This window comes from Mesorhizobium sp. M7A.F.Ca.US.011.01.1.1, from assembly GCF_003998295.1.
Lineage (GTDB): Bacteria > Pseudomonadota > Alphaproteobacteria > Rhizobiales > Rhizobiaceae > Mesorhizobium.
Genome location: NZ_RZRT01000003.1, coordinates 232,251 through 251,955 on the forward strand (window position 1 = coordinate 232,251; position 19,705 = coordinate 251,955).

General features: G+C 62.4%; 14 protein-coding genes. 8 read left to right on the top strand and 6 right to left on the bottom strand.

Going from position 1 to position 19,705, the window contains the following annotated elements:
- Positions 1 to 75 precede the first annotated feature (75 nt).
- Genes flhA through EOA13_RS05855 form a run of 3 tightly spaced genes read left to right on the top strand, consistent with a single transcriptional unit; the run spans position 76 to position 3,298 of the window.
- Entirely contained in the window at positions 76 to 2,163 is a 2,088-nt protein-coding gene (gene flhA / locus EOA13_RS05845; RefSeq protein ID WP_127290442.1) for a flagellar biosynthesis protein FlhA, read from the top strand.
- Positions 2,160 to 2,912, top strand: coding sequence for a flagellar biosynthetic protein FliR (fliR, locus tag EOA13_RS05850; protein ID WP_127290444.1), 753 nt, complete (start codon positions 2,160 to 2,162; stop codon positions 2,910 to 2,912). Before flhA ends, fliR begins: the two co-directional genes overlap by 4 nt.
- 2 nt (positions 2,913 to 2,914) lie before the next feature.
- Positions 2,915 to 3,298 (top strand): hypothetical protein, encoded by a 384-nt coding sequence (locus EOA13_RS05855; protein WP_127290446.1) that lies wholly within the window; start codon positions 2,915 to 2,917, stop codon positions 3,296 to 3,298.
- 183 nt (positions 3,299 to 3,481) lie between these two features.
- Here the strand turns inward: EOA13_RS05855 and EOA13_RS05860 are convergent, their stop codons facing one another.
- Both EOA13_RS05860 and EOA13_RS05865 read right to left on the bottom strand, forming a co-directional pair.
- Positions 3,482 to 4,177, bottom strand: a complete 696-nt coding sequence (locus EOA13_RS05860) for a response regulator transcription factor (protein ID WP_127290448.1) — start codon at positions 4,175 to 4,177, stop codon at positions 3,482 to 3,484.
- Positions 4,174 to 5,622, bottom strand: coding sequence for a HAMP domain-containing sensor histidine kinase (locus EOA13_RS05865; RefSeq protein WP_127290450.1), 1,449 nt, complete (start codon positions 5,620 to 5,622; stop codon positions 4,174 to 4,176). Before EOA13_RS05865 ends, EOA13_RS05860 begins: the two co-directional genes overlap by 4 nt.
- A 335-nt stretch (positions 5,623 to 5,957) precedes the next feature.
- Here EOA13_RS05865 and EOA13_RS39335 point away from each other — a divergent pair, with 335 nt between their 5' ends.
- The 5 genes from EOA13_RS39335 to EOA13_RS05890 all read left to right on the top strand — a co-directional run bounded on the left by EOA13_RS39335 (position 5,958) and on the right by EOA13_RS05890 (position 16,549).
- A complete protein-coding gene (locus EOA13_RS39335) occupies positions 5,958 to 11,738 on the top strand; it encodes an autotransporter domain-containing protein (protein ID WP_164779994.1) in 5,781 nt (1,926 codons plus the stop codon).
- A gap of 423 nt (positions 11,739 to 12,161) precedes the next feature.
- Complete coding sequence (gene ugpC / locus EOA13_RS05875; RefSeq protein WP_127290452.1) at positions 12,162 to 13,247, top strand: sn-glycerol-3-phosphate ABC transporter ATP-binding protein UgpC; 1,086 nt, start codon at positions 12,162 to 12,164, stop codon at positions 13,245 to 13,247.
- A 37-nt stretch (positions 13,248 to 13,284) separates the two neighbouring features.
- Positions 13,285 to 14,610, top strand: coding sequence for an ABC transporter substrate-binding protein (locus EOA13_RS05880; protein ID WP_127290454.1), 1,326 nt, complete (start codon positions 13,285 to 13,287; stop codon positions 14,608 to 14,610).
- Between the two features lie 93 nt (positions 14,611 to 14,703).
- Positions 14,704 to 15,654, top strand: a complete 951-nt coding sequence (locus EOA13_RS05885) for a sugar ABC transporter permease (RefSeq protein ID WP_127290456.1) — start codon at positions 14,704 to 14,706, stop codon at positions 15,652 to 15,654.
- 1 nt (position 15,655) lies between these two features.
- Positions 15,656 to 16,549 (top strand): carbohydrate ABC transporter permease, encoded by an 894-nt coding sequence (locus EOA13_RS05890; protein ID WP_127290458.1) that lies wholly within the window; start codon positions 15,656 to 15,658, stop codon positions 16,547 to 16,549.
- Here EOA13_RS05890 and EOA13_RS05895 read toward each other — a convergent pair.
- The 4 genes from EOA13_RS05895 to EOA13_RS38565 form a co-directional block, all read right to left on the bottom strand.
- A complete protein-coding gene (locus EOA13_RS05895) occupies positions 16,496 to 17,440 on the bottom strand; it encodes a DUF1194 domain-containing protein (protein WP_164779995.1) in 945 nt (314 codons plus the stop codon). The genes EOA13_RS05890 and EOA13_RS05895 overlap by 54 nt on opposite strands.
- Positions 17,441 to 17,485: 45 nt before the next feature.
- Complete coding sequence (locus EOA13_RS05900; protein WP_127290459.1) at positions 17,486 to 18,181, bottom strand: hypothetical protein; 696 nt, start codon at positions 18,179 to 18,181, stop codon at positions 17,486 to 17,488.
- A gap of 111 nt (positions 18,182 to 18,292) precedes the next feature.
- Entirely contained in the window at positions 18,293 to 19,048 is a 756-nt protein-coding gene (locus tag EOA13_RS38560; RefSeq protein ID WP_281040860.1) for a DMT family transporter, read from the bottom strand.
- Positions 18,991 to 19,263 carry an EamA family transporter gene (locus EOA13_RS38565; RefSeq protein ID WP_281040861.1) on the bottom strand — a complete coding sequence of 91 codons (273 nt, stop codon included), beginning with the start codon at positions 19,261 to 19,263 and terminating at the stop codon, positions 18,991 to 18,993. The genes EOA13_RS38560 and EOA13_RS38565 overlap by 58 nt, the downstream gene beginning before the upstream one ends.
- Between the last annotated feature and the right edge of the window lie 442 nt (positions 19,264 to 19,705).

Genomic DNA, 19,705 nt, shown 5'->3' on the forward strand with positions numbered 1-19,705 from the left:
CCTCGCGCAAGCTTGGCGGGCTACCCTCACAGGGCTGTCGCGCGCGCTCGACAGTCTATGGGGTTTGAGGACGATATGGCGATCAGCGAAAGCATTCAGCCCGGCGCGGTGGCCAAGAACGGCCGCGACGTCTTCTTCGCCATCGGCATCGTCATCATCCTGGCCGTGCTGTTCCTGCCGATTCCGGCCTTTCTCATCGACATCGGCCTCGCCTTCTCGATCGCGCTTTCGGTGCTGATCCTGATGGTGGCGCTGTGGATCCAGCGGCCGCTCGATTTCTCGTCGTTCCCGACCGTGCTGCTGATCGCCACCATGCTGCGGCTGTCGCTCAACATCGCCACCACGCGCATGATCCTGTCGCATGGCAATGAGGGCACGCATGCCGCCGGCTATGTCATCGCCGGCTTCTCCAAGCTGGTGATGGCCAGCGACTTCGTCATCGGCCTGATCGTCTTCATGATCCTGATCGTGGTGAACTTCATCGTCATCACCAAGGGCGCCACGCGTATCGCCGAAGTCGGCGCGCGCTTCACCCTCGATGCCATCCCCGGCAAGCAGATGTCGATCGACGCCGACCTCTCCGCCGGCATGATCGACGACAAGACCGCGCAGCTGCGCCGCCGTGAACTGGAAGAGGAATCTTCTTTCTTCGGCTCAATGGACGGCGCCTCGAAATTCGTGCGCGGCGACGCCATCGCCGGCCTCATCATCACCGCCATCAACATCGTCGGCGGCATTGCCATCGGCTACATCAGGCACGGCATGGGCATGGGCGAAGCCGCCGACGTGTTCATCAAGCTGTCGGTCGGCGACGGCCTCGTCACCCAGATCCCGGCACTGATCGTGTCGCTCGCCGCCGGCCTGCTCGTCTCCAAGGGCGGCACCCGCGGCTCGACCAACCAGGCGGTGTTCGGCCAACTCGGCGCCCACCCACGCGCGCTCTATGTCGCGGCATCGCTGCTGGTCCTGCTCGGCCTGATGCCCGGCCTGCCGCTGTTCCCGTTCTTTGCGCTGGCCGCCGGCATGGCCGGCCTCGGCTACGTCATCCCGATGCGCGCCAACCGCGCCGTCGCCGAAGCCGAGGCGATCAAGGACCAGGAAAAGGCGACCAAGGTCGAGGAGGAGAAGAACTCGGTCAAGGCCTCGCTCGCCACCGCCGAGATCGAGCTTCTGATAGGCAAGCAGCTGTCGACAAGGCTGCTGACGTCGCATCAGGAACTGGTTTTTCGCATGGGCAAGATGCGCAAGAAATTCGCCACCCAGTACGGCTTCGTGGTGCCGGAAGTGCGTGTCGCCGACGATTTCGCCATCCCGCCGAAGAGCTACCAGATCAAGGTGCACGGCACCGTGGTGGCCGAGTATCAGATGCGTGTCGGCGAGATCATGGTGCTGCTCGGCAACCGCGACGTCCCCGAGATACCGGGCGAGGAAATCCGTGAGCCGGCCTTCGGCATGCGCGCCTATTCCGTCGTCGAAGCCTTTGTCGAGGATCTGAAGCGCGAGAACTACACCTTCGCCGACAATATGTCGGTGTTGCTCACCCATCTCTCCGAGGTCATCCGCAACAACCTGCCGCAGCTTCTGTCCTATAAGGACATGAAGGCCTTGCTCGAACGCCAGGACCAGGAATACCGCAAGCTCGCCGACGAGATCTGCACCACGCACATCTCCTATCCCGGCCTGCAGGCGGTGCTGAAGCTGCTGCTGGCTGAGCGCGTCTCGATCCGCAATCTGCACCTGATCATCGAGGCGATCGCCGAGATCGCGCCGCATGTGCGCCGCACCGAGCAGATCGTCGAGCATGTCCGCATCCGCATGGCCCAGCAGATCTGCGGCGACCTCTCCGAGGGCGGCGTGCTGAAGGTGCTTCGCCTCGGCAACCGCTGGGACCTCGCCTTCCACCAGAGTCTCAAACGCGACGCCAAGGGCGAGGTGCGCGAATTCGACATCGACCCGCGCCAGCTCGAGGAGTTCGGCCAGGACGCGACCAAGGCGATCAAGAAATATCTGGAAGCCGGCGAGCGTTTCGTCCTCGTCACCGCGCCCGACGCCCGCCCCTATGTGCGCATGATCATCGAGCGCCTGTTCACCACGCTGCCGGTGCTCAGCCATGTTGAAATCGCCAAGGGCGTCGAGATCAAGGTGCTCGGAACCATATCGTGAGCGTGCTGTCGCAAGGCGTCGTCATCGCGGCGTTCCTCGCCTTCTGCCGCATCGGCGCCTGTTTCATGCTGATGCCGGGCCTCTCCAGCGCCCGCGTCCCGGTCCAGGTCAGGCTGTTCGTGGCGGTCGCCGCCACCGGCGGCCTGCTCGCCTTCCTGTGGGACAAGATCTTTCCTTTCGTCGACCCGCGCCCGCAGATCCTGGTGCCGATGATCATCTCGGAACTTCTGGTCGGCGGCCTGATCGGCGCCATGACCAGGCTCTACATGGAAGCCCTGCGCTTCATGGGCTCGGCCATCGCCATGCTGGTGGGCTATGGCGGCAGCGGCGGACCGGCGATCGAGGAGCCCGAACCCCAGGCAGCCCTTGCCGCCATCATCTCGTTCTCGGCGCTTTTGATGCTGTTCGTCTTCGATTTCGACCACGAGATAATACGCGCGCTGGTTTCCTCCTACACGGTCGCGCCGGTCAACATCTTCTTCAACCCACAGGCAGCCCTTGTCGATGTCACCGACACGGTGTCGGACACCTTCTTCCTGGTCATCCGCCTCGGCAGCCCGTTCGTCGCCTATGCCATTCTCGTCAATCTGACGATCGGCTTCGTCAACAAGCTGACCCCGCAGATCCCCATCTATTTCATCTCCCAGCCCTTCATCATCGCCGGAGGCATGATCATCTTCTATTTCGCCGTCGGCACCATGCTGTCGCTGTTCGTCGACGGCTTCGTCGACCTGACATTGGCGAGGTAGAAATGAGCACGCGCAAGGACCGCCTCAAGAAGCTGGTCAAGGTGCAGGAACAGCTGAAGGCGCTGCACGAAACCCGCCACGCCACCTTCCTTGCGGCGGCCAGTGCCGCCGAGGCCGAGGCCAAGGAACTGGTCGGCCATTTCGACCAGGCCGATTCGCTCTCCGCCCTGTTTCCCGATCTCTACCATCGCCGCATTGCCCAGGCGGTCGTGCGCCAGGAAGCGAACCTGGCGAGCGCCAGGCAGGAAGCCAACCTCATCGCCGCGGCGACCGCCCGCACCAACATGGTCGAGCGCGCCTACAAGGACGTACGCAACCGCGACGAACGCGAACGCTCCGACCGCGAGCGGCTCGATATCATCGCGCAGAAGCAGGGCGAGGAGTAGCTGCTGGTGTTCTGCTATCGAGCCAACGGTGAGCGTCATTGTCCAGGTTGCGAATGGCTGCAATCGCGGTCACTGGGGCGGGCATGGCGGCTTCCTGAGAGCGGACATTGCAGGCTGCGCATCGAGGTCCTGCTCGCGCCGTGAGTCGATGCTTCGGTCTGGAAGCGGCCGTTGAGCAGACGTTCATTGCACGGCGGCGGCCGCCGTGAAGATATAGCCAACGCCATAGACGACCTTGATCGGCGCCGGCAAGCTGATGTGTTCCTCCAGTTTGCGCCGTAGCCGGCTGACGACGGCGTCGAGATGCCTGTTGTCGAAGTTCGACCTGGGACGGGCGACAAGCTCCACCAGATCCTCGCGCTGGCAGATTTCACCGCTACGGTTGCAGAGCACGTTCATGAAGGCGAACTCGGCCGCCGTCAGTTTAAGCGAACGGTGATTGGGCGCAATCAGCATCCAGTTCGTACCGTCCAGCACCCACTGATCGCTGCTGCCGTTCGCAGAGTCGGGCGGGGCTCCCGTCCGTCGCAGCAGGCTGCGAATTGCGGCGTCGATCTCGCGCAGCGTGCTGTGCTTGACCAGGTAGATGTCGGCGCCGCTCTCAAAGCCACGGATACGGTCGTCGCTGTCACCGAGCGCCGTCAGCATGATGATGCCGCAGGCATGTGATTTGCGGATTTCGGTTGCCAGATCGAACCCATTCCCATCGGGCAGCCCGACATCGAGGATGATGACAGCGGGCGAACTGCCGTTGGCTAGCGTCTGGCGCAATTCCGCTGCGGTCGCGACGCCTTCGGCCGTGAAGCCCGTCAGTTCCAGGAAATCCGCCAGATCCTTGCGCAGCCGGGGCTCGTCCTCGACGATCAGAATATGCGTCATGCGGTCAGTTCCTGCGGCGAAAGTCGATCCGTTGCCTCGCCTGCCAGAGGCAGGCTGACGATCGACGTAATGCCCTGGTCGTCGTTGGCGAGCAACTGCAGCTTGCCGCCGTGATAGGCCAGCAATTTGCGCGAAGAATAGAGGCCGAGCCCGGTTCCGGTTCCCGCCATCGTATTGGAGGCCCGGAAGAAGCGCCTGCCGATCTTGTGAAGCTCGGCCTGTGGAATGCCGATACCACGGTCACGGACCCGAATGACCACACTTCGACCATCGCTGCGCACATCGATATCGACTGGCTGGTCCTCTGACGAATATTTGAGCGCGTTGTCGATGAGGTTGATCAGGACGGTCGCCAGCATCTCGGGATCGGCGACAAGCGAAACCGCGTCGTCATCGGCCGTAAAGATCAGGCGCTCGCCGCGCCCGGTCATCCCGAAATGCAGCCGCACATCGGCAATAAGCAAACCGACGCGTATCGTCTCCGGCTGAAACCCGCTGTCGCGGTCATTGGCCATGAAGCGGTCGATCAGGGAAAACAGGCGATCGAGCGCCTCGCCAATGCCGGCGATCCGTTCTCGTGTCGCTTCGGGCGACTTGTTGCCGACAAGGCCGATCATGTCGACCGCGTTGCGGATGATGGCGAGCGGGGTGCGAAACTCGTGGCTGACGACGCGCATGAAGTCCGCCTGCTCGTCGCGAAGCACGCGTTCGGCCGCCAGGCTCGCGTTCAACCGGCTTTCCAGCCGTCGTCGTTCCCGTACCTCCCGCGACAGGGCGATGTTTTTCTCGAGCAGCGCGGAGGACAGCCGCGAACTGACCATGAACAGCAGGCAGCCGAAAAAAGCGATCAGGAACAGCGCACCCTGCAGCAGATACCAAGCGTTGCGGTCGGCCAGAACCGAGGCGCCTTGAAAATCGACCGGCAGCCGGTATTCGATGATGCTCTGGAGAACGCTGGCCGCGATATACTCGGCAAGCACACCGATCGTGATCCAGCGCAGGAGGGATGGTTGCGTCCGGTCCCGCATCAGCCCAAGACACATCACCGACATCATGACGACCGTAAAGAAGGTCGATGCGTGAATGCGGATAGCAATGTCGCCCGGATCAATCGCGAGGACGGCACTCCACACGACAATTTGGAAAATCAGCAGTGAAATGCTGATCCAGGTATAGCGTGGCTGCCCCAGAAAGCGCGCCAGACCCTCGGCCAGCAGCACCAGGCCCAGCTTGATGATCGTGTTGTGGAGCACGATGGCCCAGGCCGCCGGCTGCTCCCCGCGCAGGAGAATCAACAGCACCCCAGCCGCGATAGCGACGAAGCCGGCCGCAAGAAACTTCAACTCATAGAGACGGCGCCACGCCAGCCACACAAACAACCAGGTGACGGCCTGCAGGCTTGCGGTTGCGAACGTGACAACCAGAACGGTCTTTAGATCAAGCATGGTCGAGCATTCGCACGGGGTTCCCCTGCCGCACCCCCCGATGCGCCGAATGTTGAATCTCGCAGGAGTTGTGCGAGGAGGCAAGCGCGATCCGCGCGTGCAAGAATTGGTCAGAATTCAATAGAATTGATCGGTGGAATTGTCGGGAGAGGACGTCTTATCATCGACCGCGATCGTCTCGGTGGTTCGCTGGGCGGATTGTGAGGAAGCGGTCGGGGCGGTGTGCGTGGCGGACGCATGCGAACCGACGCAGCGGCAAGCGATGATTTTCGCAGGACGCCCGGCGATCGGGCGAGCCGCGGAGTCGTTGCTTGCGGCACACGAGGGGGAATTCCATGACAATTCGCAGACGCCGCTCGCTTGTGCGCCCGCTTGTACTTTTGTGCTCCACGGCACTCGCGGGGTCGTTGCTGCTGCCAGTCGTCCTGACGGCGCCGGCGCATGCACAGGCTCTTTATGGTGCGACCGGAGGCCAGGGTGGCGACGTAAGCAGCAACGGTGGCGATGGTGGCGATGCGGGTGACGCCGGCGTCGCGGGCAACGGTCCGGATGCAGGGACCGGTGGGGCGGCCGGCACGCAGGCCATTCCAGACGGTGGAAATGGCGAGAACGGCGGCTCCAGTGGCGGTGGCGGCGGCGGCGGCGGCGGCGGTGGTGGTTACAGCAATATCATTGCTGGCGATATTTCCGCGCCCCTCACTGGCGGCAATGGAGGCAATGGCGGCGGCGGCGGCTTGTTGGACGGAGGCGATGGCGGCGGCGGCGCTGGTGGCGATGGCGTGCGTAATGCAGAGGCGAACCCGGCAATTTCCGTGACGGCTGATGTTCATGGCGGCTATGGCGGCGATAGCGATGACCATGGTCTGCAAGCCGGCGGCGGCGGCGGGGGCGCCGGCATGGTGCTTTTGAACAACGGCACCATCACTGTTGAGAGCTCGGCCACCGTTGCGGGCGGAAACGGTGGCAATCCTGGTCCCGGTGCCGGTGGTGGTGGTGGTGCGGGCATTGTTTTGAACAACGGCGGTGGCTTGACCAACCACGGCGATGTCCTTGGTGGCACGGGCGGGAATTTAGCCACCGGCGGAACAGCCATTGTGATGGGAGATCTTGGCAGTATCGTCAACGACGGTCGCATTGCCGGTGGTCAGGGCGGGCTTTCCGCATCCGCCGGCGCGGCGATCGATCTCAGAAATGGTGGGACGATCATTAACGGCGGGATGATCATTGGCGGCGAGGGCGACCATAGCGTTAGCGGCGGCACTAACGGCGTTGCAGGCGGAACCGGCAGTGGCGGCGCCCCCGGCTATATTCCCCTGACGCCCAGTAGCGGAACCGGTGGTACCGGCATCATCGGGGCCAATTTGGCGGTGCTCAATGGCGGGGTGATTACTGGGGGAGATTCTTTCTTTGGCCGGGCTAACGCCATCACCTTCACCGGCGGCGCCAACGCGCTTTCCCTGCGAAACGGCTCGATTATCACCGGCAATGTCGTGGTGGAGAGTGGTGCGACCGGCTCATTGATGCTCGGGGACTATGACACGCTGCCTTCCACACCGGCCTTCGATGTCTCGAAGCTCGTGAATACGGCCACGGTCGGCGCGAGTGACGAGTTCGTCGGCTTCACGAGCTTTAAAAAGACCGGGACTAATACTGTAACCCTGACCGGCACGGGTGCGCAGGACTGGACCATCGATCAAGGCACCTTGGTCGGCGACACCAACAGCTTCGGCGGCAATCTCACCTTCTCAGGCGTGAACAGCGGCATCGTCGTCTTCGACCAGGCGAGCGACGGTACCTATGCCGGGACCATTGCCGGCCCCGGCCATTTCGCCAAGACCGGCGCCGGTACGCTGACGCTGTCGGGCGACGCTTCCGACCTCGCGGGCAACCTGGGCGTCGTGGGAGGCACGCTCGACATCGACACACAGCTCACCTCTTTTACCGGGATCATTGCTACTGACGGAACTGATCCGGACGAGTGGGCAACCGCAAGAGTTTCAGGGTCGGCCACCTGGACTGCCAGCGTCCTTAGGGTCGGGGATTCCAATGGGGATTCCAAAGGGAAAGGGAGCTTGATCGTCGAGAATGGCGGTCAGGTTTTCAACGGTTCGGGAGTTGTGGCGTATGGCGCGGGCAGCACTGGCTCGGCGGTGATTTCCGGAAATGATTCGGGTTGGACACTCGATGATGCCCTCGCAGTTGGTCTCCTTGGCAATGGATCGCTCAGCATTGAAGATGGCGGGCAGGTTTCCAACGGCAACAACGCCACTGTTGGTTGGGATGCTCAAGCCACCGGAATTGTGAATATTACGGGCCCCGGGTCGGTTTGGACAGGCGACACCATCATTGCCGTTGGCGTCTTGGGCAAGGGCACGCTGACTGTGTCGGAGGGCGGGCAGGTTTCGGTTGCTGGGGGCCCTGCTATCGTTGGGTTGGCGGCCCAGGCAGGATCATTCGGAACGCTCAACATCGGTGCGGCAAGTGGGGACGTGGCGAAGGCCGCCGGCACGGTTGATGCGACATCGATAGCTTTTGGCGCTGGCACAGGCACGGTTGTGTTCAATCATCTGGGAAATCCCGATGGGTCCGATCTGATTTTCAGCCCTTCCCTGACCGGCTTGGGGACCATCCTCCATGAAAGCGGCACGACCGTTTTGGCTGCGGACAGTTCCAGCTTCATCGGCACCACCACTGTTGCAGGCGGGACGCTGCTGGTGGGCGATCATGGCGGCAGTGGCTCGCTTGGCGGAACTATAAGCGTGCTCTCCGGCGCCACCCTGGGTGGCTCGGGCACGGTGGGCACAACGACGGTTGCCGATGGCGGGCATATCGCGCCGGGCAATTCGGTGGGCGCGCTGACGGTTGCCGGAAATATGGGCCTCTCTTCAGGCTCAATCCTCGATTACGAATTCGGTGGGCCGGGCGGTTCAGCCGGCGCCCCGGGAATAAGCGACCGCATCGACGTGACCGGCAACCTGACGCTCGACGGTACGCTCAATCTTGCGCAGAGCGGCGACGGGGCCGATGGCACGGCGGGCCTCGGCTATTACCGGCTGATGACCTATGGTGGCAGCCTCACCGACAACGGCCTGGGGATCGGCACGAAGCCGGCGCTCTCCGATCCGGCCGCCTATGAGATCCAGGCGGGCGGCGGCAATGTCGATCTCTTCATCGGAGCGGCCGGCGACGATACGCTGCAGCACTGGCAGGGCGGCGACGGCACCTGGAACGCCACGGACGAAAAATGGCTGAACCAGGGAAGCGCCGTTCTGGTCCCTTGGGCCGGCAACCACGCGGTGTTCAAGAACGAGCCGGGCGGCTTCGACGGCGGCACGATCGCGGTCGAAGGTACGCAAGGCTTCAAGGGGCTGCAATTCGTCGACAACGACTATCGCCTGGAAGGCCCAGGCACACTTGACGTGGACGGCTCCGACAGCGCCGATGGCAATGCGGAAATCCGCGTGCTGGCAGGCACGGCAGCCACGATCGCGACGACGATTACCGGCGCGGGCGGGGTCACCAAGACGCAAGGCGGCACGCTCGTCCTGGAAGGCAGCAACAGCTATCAGGGCGGCACGCGGTTTCTGGGCGGGATTGTTTCCGTTTCTTCCGATGCCAATCTCGGCGCCGCAAGCGGCGGCCTGACGTTCAATGGCGGTACGCTGCGGAACACGGCGACGTTCGCGACGGCGCGCAACGTCACCCTGGATGCTGGCGGTGGGACGTTCCAGACCGATGCCGACCTGACGGCGAACGGCGTCATCTCCGGGACCGGCGCGCTCACCAAGACCGGGGCCGGCGGGCTGGTGCTTTCGAACGCCAACAGCTACGCCGGTGGGACGACTGTTTCGGCAGGATCCATCGCCGCGGCAACGACAGGCGCGCTCGGCAGCGGACCGGTGAATGTCGCATGGGGTGCTGACCTCCGCTTCATCAATGATGCAAGCGCCGAAAGCCTCCACATCGCCTTGGCAAACAACGCAGCGATGCGCTTCGATGACACTGCGTCGGCGGGAACGGCGACGATCATCAATGCCCGGGGCCGCATGAACTTCGGCGACAACACATCGGCCGGTGCGGCTTCGATCACCGGCGATGGTGGCAGGACGTCCTTCAGCGGCAATTCGAGCGCCGCCAATGCCACGATTGGCGTTACAAGCAATGGGACGCTCGACTTCTACGACACCGCGTCCGCCGGCAGCGCCGTCATCACTAGCAAGGGCAGCTTCGTTGGTTTCCATGGCGCCAGCACGGCGGATGGCGCCACGATCATCAACGATACGGGTGGAAAGGTCGACATTTCCGGCCTTACGTCCGACGGTATCGCGATCGGCTCGCTTTCGGGCGATGGTATCGTCTTTCTCGGCTCGAAGGCGCTGACGCTCGGCGGATTGGATAAGAACGACACGATTGGAGGTGTCATCCAGGATGGCAGCACTGGCATCGGAGGGAGCTTCGTCAAGACAGGCGCCGGCACGCTGACGCTGAACGGCGCCAGTACCTACACCGGTCTGACCACCATCGGCGGCGGCAAGCTCGTTGTCGGCGACGACAGCCATTCCGGGGCAAGCATTGCCGGCGCCATTGCGGTTGCAGCCGGCGGCACCCTCGGCGGTTCGGGAACGGTGGGTACGACCACGATTGCCTCTGGCGGCACGATTACGCCGGGCAACTCGATCGGTACGCTGAATGTGTCAGGCGATTACACACAGGAGATAGGCTCGACTTACGAAGCCGAGATCGATCCGGCCGGCAATTCCGACCTGATCGACGTGACGGGCAAAGCCACCATCCAGGGTGGCACCGTCTTCGCGCTCAAGGCGCCGGGCGGCTACAGTGCCGGAACCCGCTACACGATCCTGAGCGCGGATCAGGGCGTGACCGGCATCTATGATGCGTTCGACCAGAACGCCCCGTTTGTCGATCTGGCACTCGCCTATGACGCCAGTAATGTCTATCTCGACGTTGCCCGCAATGACGTGTCGTTCTGCGACGTGGCCAGCACCCGCAACCAGTGTGCCACCGCCAATGGCGCCGAAAGCGCCGGGCCGGGCAACCCGATCTACGACGCAATCGCCGGCCTGCCGGACGACGAAACCGCACGTGAAGCCTTCGATGCGCTGTCCGGCGAGATCCATGCGTCCGCCAGATCGGTGCTGATCGAGGACAGCCATTTTGTCCGCGATGCCATCAATGACCGCCTGCGCGGGGCCTTCGAAGGGATAGGGACCCCGGCAACGCCGGTGTTGGCCTACGGCGAAGGCGGTCCGGTACTGGCGCCTGCCACCACCGATCGCTTTGCCGCCTGGGGCACGGCGTTCGGTTCATGGGGCTCCTTCGACGGTGACGGCAATGCCGCTGCCCTCGATACCTCCACCGGCGGCTTTCTTACCGGCATCGACGGCCTCGTTGCCGAGAATGTGCGGCTTGGCATCATGACCGGCTACAGCCACACGAGCTTCGATGCCGATGGCCGATCCTCGTCAGGCTCGAGCGACAATTATCATCTCGGCCTTTATGGTGGCACGCAGCGGGGCGCTCTCGCCTTCCGCTCCGGGCTTGCCTATACGTGGCATGACATCGAGACATCGCGCTCGGTGTCCATGCCCGGCTTTGCCGACAGCCTGAGCGGCGACTACGACGCTGGCACCTTCCAGGCGTTCGGGGAACTCGGCTATCGCATCGATACGCCAGCCGCGGCCTTCGAGCCCTTTGCCAACCTCGCTTATGTCAACCTGCATACGGACGGCTTCACGGAAAAGGGCGGTGCGGCGGCATTGACCAGTGCAAGCCAGACCACCGACGCCACCTTCACCACGCTTGGTCTCAGAGCCTCCGCCGGCTTCACCCTCGGCGCCATCGATGCCACAGCGCGCGGCATGCTGGGCTGGCGCCATGCCTATGGCGACATCATACCGACCAGCACACATGCCTTCTCTGCCGGTGATGCCTTCACAATCGCTGGCGTACCGATCGCCAAGGACAGTGCCGCCATCGAAGCGGGGCTCGATCTCAATCTGACCGATGCCGCAACCCTCAGCGTCGCCTATCAGGGTCAGTTCGGCTCCGGCGTCCAGCAGAACGGCTTCAATGCAAAGCTCAACGTGGAATTCTAAGCGGGAAGGATCGTTCCGGAATGCCTGCCCTCACGAAAAGCCATTCGAATATCACTAGGACCGCTTATCGCATCGCCCAGGCGGTCGTACGCCGGGAGGCGAACCTGGCGAGCGCCAGGCAGGAAGCCAGCCTTGTCGCCGCCGGCCGGAGCGAGCCCACAAGAACTTGCGCAACCGCGATGAACGCGAAGGCTCCGACCGCAGGCGGCTGGACCTGATCGCCCAGAAGCGGACGCAGGAGTAGCTGGGAGGATTGTGTGGCGCGAAGCGGCCCCTCCAAGGTTCGGCTTTCCCGTAAACGCTTTACAGCCCGGTTTGGTAGCGCTACCGTTTCGGCCTAGCGTGAGCCTGGGAGGAGCCAGGGCTGTCGCTGGCGGAAGCGTTGTTCCTTCGACGACGTCGCGGGAATTGTTGGGAGGACCGATGGCGTCTGTCGCAATTGGCGAAGTCTATAAATCATTCGGCGCTGTCGAGATCCTGCACGGGGTCAGCGTGAACATCGAGGACGGCGAGTTCGTCACTCTGGTCGGACCGTCGGGCTGCGGAAAATCAACCCTTCTCAGAATGATCGCCGGCCTGGAAAAGATTTCACGCGGCCAGATCGCGATTGGCGAACGTGTCGTCAACAACGTTGCGCCCAAGGAGCGCGACGTCGCCATGGTCTTCCAGAACTATGCGCTCTATCCACACATGACCGTCGCCGAGAACATGGCGTTCTCGCTGATGCTCAAAGGAGTTTCCAAGCCAGAGAGCGATGCAGGCGTGCGCCGCGCGGCCGAAATCCTTGGGCTGGTGCCGTTGCTGGCGCGCTATCCTCGGCAGCTTTCCGGCGGCCAGCGCCAGCGCGTCGCGATGGGCCGCGCGATCGTGCGTGATCCGGCGGTGTTTCTCTTCGACGAACCGCTGTCCAATCTCGACGCCAAACTCAGGGTGCAGATGCGCGCCGAGATCAAGGAACTGCACCAGCGCCTCAAGACCACGACAGTCTACGTCACGCACGATCAGATCGAAGCCATGACTATGGCTGACAAGATCGTGGTCATGCATGACGGCATCGTCGAGCAGATAGGGCCGCCGCTGGAACTTTATGACCGGCCGAACAATCTTTTTGTCGCCAGCTTTATCGGCTCGCCGGCCATGAATTTGCTGAGGGGCGAGATCGCTACCGACGGCTCACCCTCGTTCCGCGGCGCCGGGGGGATTTCGGTCCCGTTGGCCTCGGCACTTTCCATCCGCAATGGCGAGCCTGTGGTGCTGGGAATAAGGCCCGAGCATTTGCGGCTGTCCGACGAGCAGGGCATTCCGGTCACCGTCGCGGTGGTTGAACCAACCGGGTCCGAAGTGCAACTCATCGGCAGGACAGCCGGCGGCGAAGAGATCGTCGCGAATTTCCGGGAACGACATTCCTTTACGCCGGGCGAAACCATCCGGCTTACGGCCGAGCCCAGCCTCATTCATCTCTTTCACGCAGAAACCGGACAGAGGTTCCAAACACGTACCGATCAGTAGGACCACAGGCAAGGACAACAAACAGGAGGAAACGAGCATGAAGTTCACCAGACGCGACGTGATCCGCACCACCGCCGGCGCGGCGGCGGGTGCCTTGGGAAGTCGGTTCATCAGCTCTCCGGCCCTTGCCCAGGACGGACCGAAATACAAACCCGAGGATGGCGCCAAGCTTAGACTGCTGCGCTGGTCGCCTTTCGTCCAGGGCGACGAGGACCAATGGCTGGCCAACACCAAACGCTTCACCGAGGCGACAGGTGTCGAGGTTCGCGTCGACAAGGAAAGCTGGGAGGACATTCGTCCCAAGGCGGCGGTCGCCGCCAATGTCGGCTCCGGCCCCGACCTGATGTTCGTCTGGTTCGACGACCCGCACCAATATCCCGACAAGCTGCACGACGTGAGCGAACTGGGCGAGTATCTCGGCTCGAAATACGGCGGCTGGCATGATGGACCAAAGCAATATGCGACCCGGGAAGGCAAATTCATCGGCCTGCCACTGGCCACGATCGGAAATGCCATCGTCTATCGGGAAAGCTGGGTGAAAGAGGCCGGCTTTTCGGAGTTTCCAAAGGACACGAAAGGCTTCCTGGAACTTTGCAAGGCCTTGCAAGCGAAGGGACATCCGGCCGGCTTCACGCATGGCCATGGCGTCGGCGACGGCAACAACTATGCTCATTGGCTGCTGTGGAGCCATGGCGGCCAGATGGTCGACGAGGGCGGCAAGGTAACGATCAACAGCCCCGAGACCCTCAAGGCGATCGAATACGCGCAGGAGCTCTACAAGACCTTCATTCCAGGCACCGAAAGCTGGCTCGACGTCAACAACAACCGCGCCTTCCTGGCCGGCGAACTGGGGGTGATCGCCAATGGAATTTCCGCCTACAACACGGCCAAGATCAACAAGGACAAAGATCCAAAGCTGGCTGAAATCGCCAAGGACATACGCACGACCAACCTGCCCATCGGTCCTGTCGGCAAATCCGTCGAATTGTTCCAGGTGACCACGGCTGTCATCTTCAATTACACGCCCTACCCCAACGCGGCCAAGGCGTATTTGCAGTTCATGTTCGAGGAACCGCAAATGAAGGACTGGATCACCTCCTCGGCCGGATATTGCTGCCAGACACTGAAGGCATTCGACAACAACCCCGTATGGACCGCCGATCCCAACAACGCCGCTTACGCCAAGGCTTCGGCTACTCTGCGGCCTAACGGCTATGCCGGGCCGCTCGGCTATGCCTCGGCGGCAACCATGGCCGACTACGTGCTGGTCGACATGTTCGCCAAAGCGGTGACCGGCCAGGCGACGCCGCAAGAGGCAATGGAAGAGGCCGAGAAGCGGGCAAATCGCTATTATCGCGTTTGATCCGGCTCAGCCGGGCAGCGCGGCTGCCCGGCTGGCTTCGGATGCGTCGCGGCCGATCCGGCCTATCAATGAGACCTCAGCAGGAGCCAACCCATGGCCGTGCCGTCAGCTGCCATCCAGCCGCGACCTTCGATCTTCTCACGGATTCTGTCGCGCTGGAGCGAAAGTCGGAACGCACTTGGCTTCGGCTTCATGCTTCCGGCGGCTGCACTGCTGCTTGTCTTCCTGACCTATCCGCTGGGGCTCGGCGTCTGGCTCGGCTTCACCGATGCCCGCATCGGCCGCCCCGGCATCTTCATCGGCATCGAAAACTATGAATATCTGTGGAGCGACGCCGTCTTCTGGCTCTCCGTCTTCAATACCTTGCTCTATACGATCAGCGCTTCGATCCTCAAATTCGCGCTCGGCCTCTGGCTAGCGCTCCTCCTCAACCAGAACCTTCCCTTCAAATCGTTCTTCCGCGCGATTGTCCTGCTGCCGTGGGTGGTGCCGACGGTGCTCTCGGCCATCGCCTTCTGGTGGATCTACGATTCGCAGTTCTCCATCCTGTCGTGGGCGCTCATGGAAATGGGACTGATCGATCACCGCATCAATTTCCTTGGCGATCCGGAGAACGCACGCGCCTCGGTGATCGCTGCCAATGTCTGGCGCGGCATTCCTTTCGTGGCCATCACGCTGCTGGCCGGCCTGCAGACGATTCCCCAATCGCTTTACGAGGCCGGGACGCTCGACGGCGCCAGCCGTTGGCAGTTGTTCCGCTATGTGACGCTGCCGCTGCTGACGCCGATCATCGCCATCACCATGACCTTTTCGGTCCTGTTCACCTTCACCGATTTCCAGCTGATCTATGTGCTGACTCGCGGCGGGCCGGTGAATGCCACCCATCTGATGGCAACGCTCTCGTTCCAGCGCGGCATTTCCGGCGGCCAGCTTGGCGAGGGAGCCGCGATCGCGGTGGCGATGATCCCGTTCCTGCTAGCGGCGATCCTTTTCAGCTATTTCGGCTTGCAACGTCGTAAATGGCAGCAGGGCGGTGGAGACTGACATGGCCGCGATCGAAACGAACAATCGTCCGAACACGGATGAAGGCGGCATGGGCTATCTCCAGAGCCTGCCCCGGCGCGTGGTCACCGTTTATCTGCCGCTCCTGATCTTCATCATCGTGCTGCTGTTCCCGTTCTACTGGATGACGATCACGGCGGTGAAACCCAATCTCGAGATGACGGATTATGCCAATTTCAACCCGTTCTGGGTCGTCCATCCGACGCTCGAGCATATTCGATATCTGCTCTTCGACACGTCCTATCCGGGTTGGCTTCTCAACACGATCATCATCTCGACCGCCGCAACTTTCCTGTCGCTGCTGGCGGCGGTTTTCGCTGCCTATGCGATCGAACGCTTGAGGTTTTCCGGGGCGCGGCAGGTCGGCTTGGCGATCTTCCTGGCCTACCTCGTGCCGCCCTCGATTCTGTTCATTCCCCTGTCGGTAATGGTGTTCAACCTCGGCCTTTACGACACGCCGTTCGCACTGATCCTCACCTATCCGACGTTCCTCATTCCATTCTGCACGTGGCTCTTGATGGGCTACTTCCGCTCGATACCCTTCGAACTGGAAGAATGCGCGCTGATCGACGGAGCGAGCCGCTGGCAAATCCTGACCAAGATAGTTCTGCCGCTGTCGGTGCCTGGCCTGATTTCCGCCGGCATCTTCGCTTTCACCCTGTCATGGAACGAATTCATCTACGCCTTGACCTTTATCCAGTCGTCCGAAAACAAGACCGTGCCGGTCGGCGTGCTTACCGAGCTCGTACGTTCGGACGTCTATGAATGGGGAGCCCTGATGGCAGGCGCGCTGATCGGCTCCCTGCCGGTGGTGGTGCTCTATTCATTCTTTGTCGAGCACTATGTCTCCTCGATGACGGGGGCGGTCAAGGAGTGAATCTGAGGCGGAAATCCCACCCAAGCGCCCATCCGCTTGTTGCGGGAATTGTCGGCCGACGTCCATGCTTACTTCGGTGACCAGCTTGCGGCGAAGGGCCATGGCGTAGTCGTTTGGTCCCTTCGGCGTTATGACGAAGGCTTGCGAACCGCCAATGACCGATTTGGCAAAGTAGGATGCCAACGGTTGATCGGGATTCTCATCTTGCGTTGGAATGGCGATCGCGTTGATCGTATACCCCTTGGCAATGGCGTTCAGCCTGCTCGGTTGAACAGGAAGCCCATCGTTGTTCTCGCCATTGGAAGAGATGTCGATTACTTTCTTGGCCGCCTTTCCAGGAAACTGGTCGAGCAGAAGACTTCCAACGTCGATGGCTGAGGAAACGGATGTTCCGCTTCGCCCTCTGCGAATATTGCCGGTATCGCCTTTCTTGCTGATCACCGACGCGGCCGCTCTGGCATCTTCCAGCCCGCAGATGCTTGTCCACGGCAGCACAATGCGTGTGTGCCCGGGACTCGACCATTCAAAGTAGGCCACGCTGATGCAGCCAACGTAGTTGCGCGTGATGGCAGCGATGATCTCTGGCGATGTGAGTGCCGCGGCATGACCCTCGCGCTGTAGATCGGCAACCTCTTGATCGATCGAGGACGAGAAGTCGACAGCAAATACAACGGCAACATCAACGTCGGCTGCGTGTGCCTGCAGTCCCCAAAACACCGAAGCTGCAAGTGTCCCCGCCAGCATCAGGAATGAACTGGCACGCTTTGCCGGCCCTCCGGCCGATCGCTCTGTCGGCGGTGTCGGAATGCCCCTGCGTGTCGCACGCACCTGCCCGCGAAAGGAGGCCGCTGCAGATAAGGCACCTACGTCCTGACGCACACTTCCCAACATGTTATTCTCCATCTCCGCAACGGACCATTTTCAAAGCGGTCATTTTCAACATGTGGAAATTTGGCGAAGAGTCCTGCCCCCCACGCCGAGCAGCAGCAGATCGGCTTTGGTCCACAAAAGGTAACAGCCGAGCAAGGTCAGTTGCATGGCGAGCGCCGCGAAGGACCCGCCCGACCAGAGCTGCGGCAAGGTTCCACCGAGGGCGACGGTTGTCGCCAGCACTGCCGGCAACCGGCTGGCGAGCACCGCGCTGCGGAAGGGATCGGGCCAGGCGGCCGGCCACCGCGGAACCGGCATACCCGGCCTCTGGAAGGTGCTGCCGAATTTGCCCAGCGCATGCAGCAGTCCGGACGTCGCCGCAAGCAGCGGGTCGCCGAGCAGCAACAGGGCAATGCCGAGCCCGATCGCGCCTATGCCTGACAGGAAGTCGCCAAGACGGTTGAGGGCGGGATCGGGAGCATTGGGCCTTGCCCATGCCCGGTGATAGGCCTCGCCGCCCCAGAAGAAGACCAGGGTAGCCAGGGTCAGCGCAACAGTGCCATGGCTGCCGGCGAAATAGTCGATCACCGCCGTGGTGACGCCGCTTCTCTCATGCAAACCGACAGGCGTGGTGGCAATCTGGATAGCAAGACCTACGATGAGGCCGAGCGCGTTACCGCTATTGTAGTAGCCGCCGGGTCCCTTCATGCGGGCGCGAAGCGCCGATACCAAAGATGCGAGCGGAATTGCCCGCGCGGTCATCGCAGAGACCTCGCGACACGTTCGCTCGCCATCGACACGGCGACCGCTGCCGGGCCGATCGGAGCCGTCGGCGCCATCCCGGGCGGCGGTCGTGTTGGGAACAAGTTCGCATCACCGGCAAGGGTCATCATATTCCTCCAATGGACCTGAATTGAGGGCGGGACGGTTCCCCGCCCAGGTTGCAGGCACAGCCGCAAAAGGCGCCGCGTCGAAGGGAATCGGACCGGCCAGCAAGGGCGTTCGTGCCTGTGGCGTTCGGTTCGACATTGCGACCGACAGGATCGCGCCGAGAATGATCGCAGCACCCAGTGCGCCCGCGGGTGAGTTCCGCTCGCCGAGGAAGATCGCCGCGCCCAACGCCCCGAAGACGCTTTCGGCACTGACGATCACGGCGGCATGACTGGCCGGGGTGAAGCGCTGGGCGGCAATCTGTATGCCGAATGCGATTGCGGTGGAGAACACGCCAAGGACTGCGAGTTCTGGGCCGGCCGCAAGTGCAGCGGCCAGCGACAGGTTGCCTTGCAGTGCCCCGAGCGGCAGGGCAAAGGCGGCGGCGCCGAGGAACTGTGTCGCCGCGGCAGTGAACGGGCGCGCATGGGCCTGCATGTGCCGGCCAAGCTCGACCATCCAGAGCGCATAGCAGGCAGCCGACAGGATGGCGGTGAGATCGCCGCTGCTGAGACCGGCGATCCCGCCGGACAAGAGCAGGGCACCGATCACGGTCAGCCCGGCGGCGGCGGTGAGGCTCGCTGTCGGACGTTCGCCGATGAGCACCCAGGCGGCCAGTGGTGTCATCACCGTTGCCGTGCTCACCAGGAAGCTCGCATTTGTGACCGTGGCGCCGAGATAGCAGAGCTGCTGAAGCATGATGGAGATGGCAAACAGAACGCCACCCTGGCCAGGCTGGAAAGATAGCCCGGCCCGGCGGGCAGTCGCCTTTCGGTCAAGACGAAAGGCAGCACAAGCAGCCCACCGATCAGGCAGCGCAGGCCGACGGCACTCAGCGCGTCGAGATGAGAAAGCACCGTCTTTTGCGCGACATTGCCGAGGCCCCACAAAGCGGCTGCAAACAGCAGCAGCAAATTGGCTCTAGTCTTGGACACCCGCCACCCCCTCGAGCCAAAGCCTTTTGCTGACTCGGTCGCCGCCTTAATTCAGCGAAGCCTAATTGACCTTGCGTCACGACAGCGCTTGAGTGCGGTGGGCTACAGTTTGCGAAGCGTTAGTTTTGAGTTAGAATTTCGTCAGGCTGGAAGAGCAAATGCGAAATGAGGATAGCGGCGCCACAAATAGAATCTCACTCTTCGGTGGTTTCCGGATCGAAAATGAAACGACGGATCCGTTCCGGCTGACAGGGAAACGGGGGCCCGCGATCATTGCCTATCTGGCCCGGTGTCCGGGCATGGTGGCGACACGGGAGAGACTGGCTGATCTGTTTTGGGGTGACAGCGATAGCGAACACTCGCGCAATAGCCTGCGGCAAACCCCCTCAGCGTCCTGCGCCGGGACCTGTCGCGAGCAGGT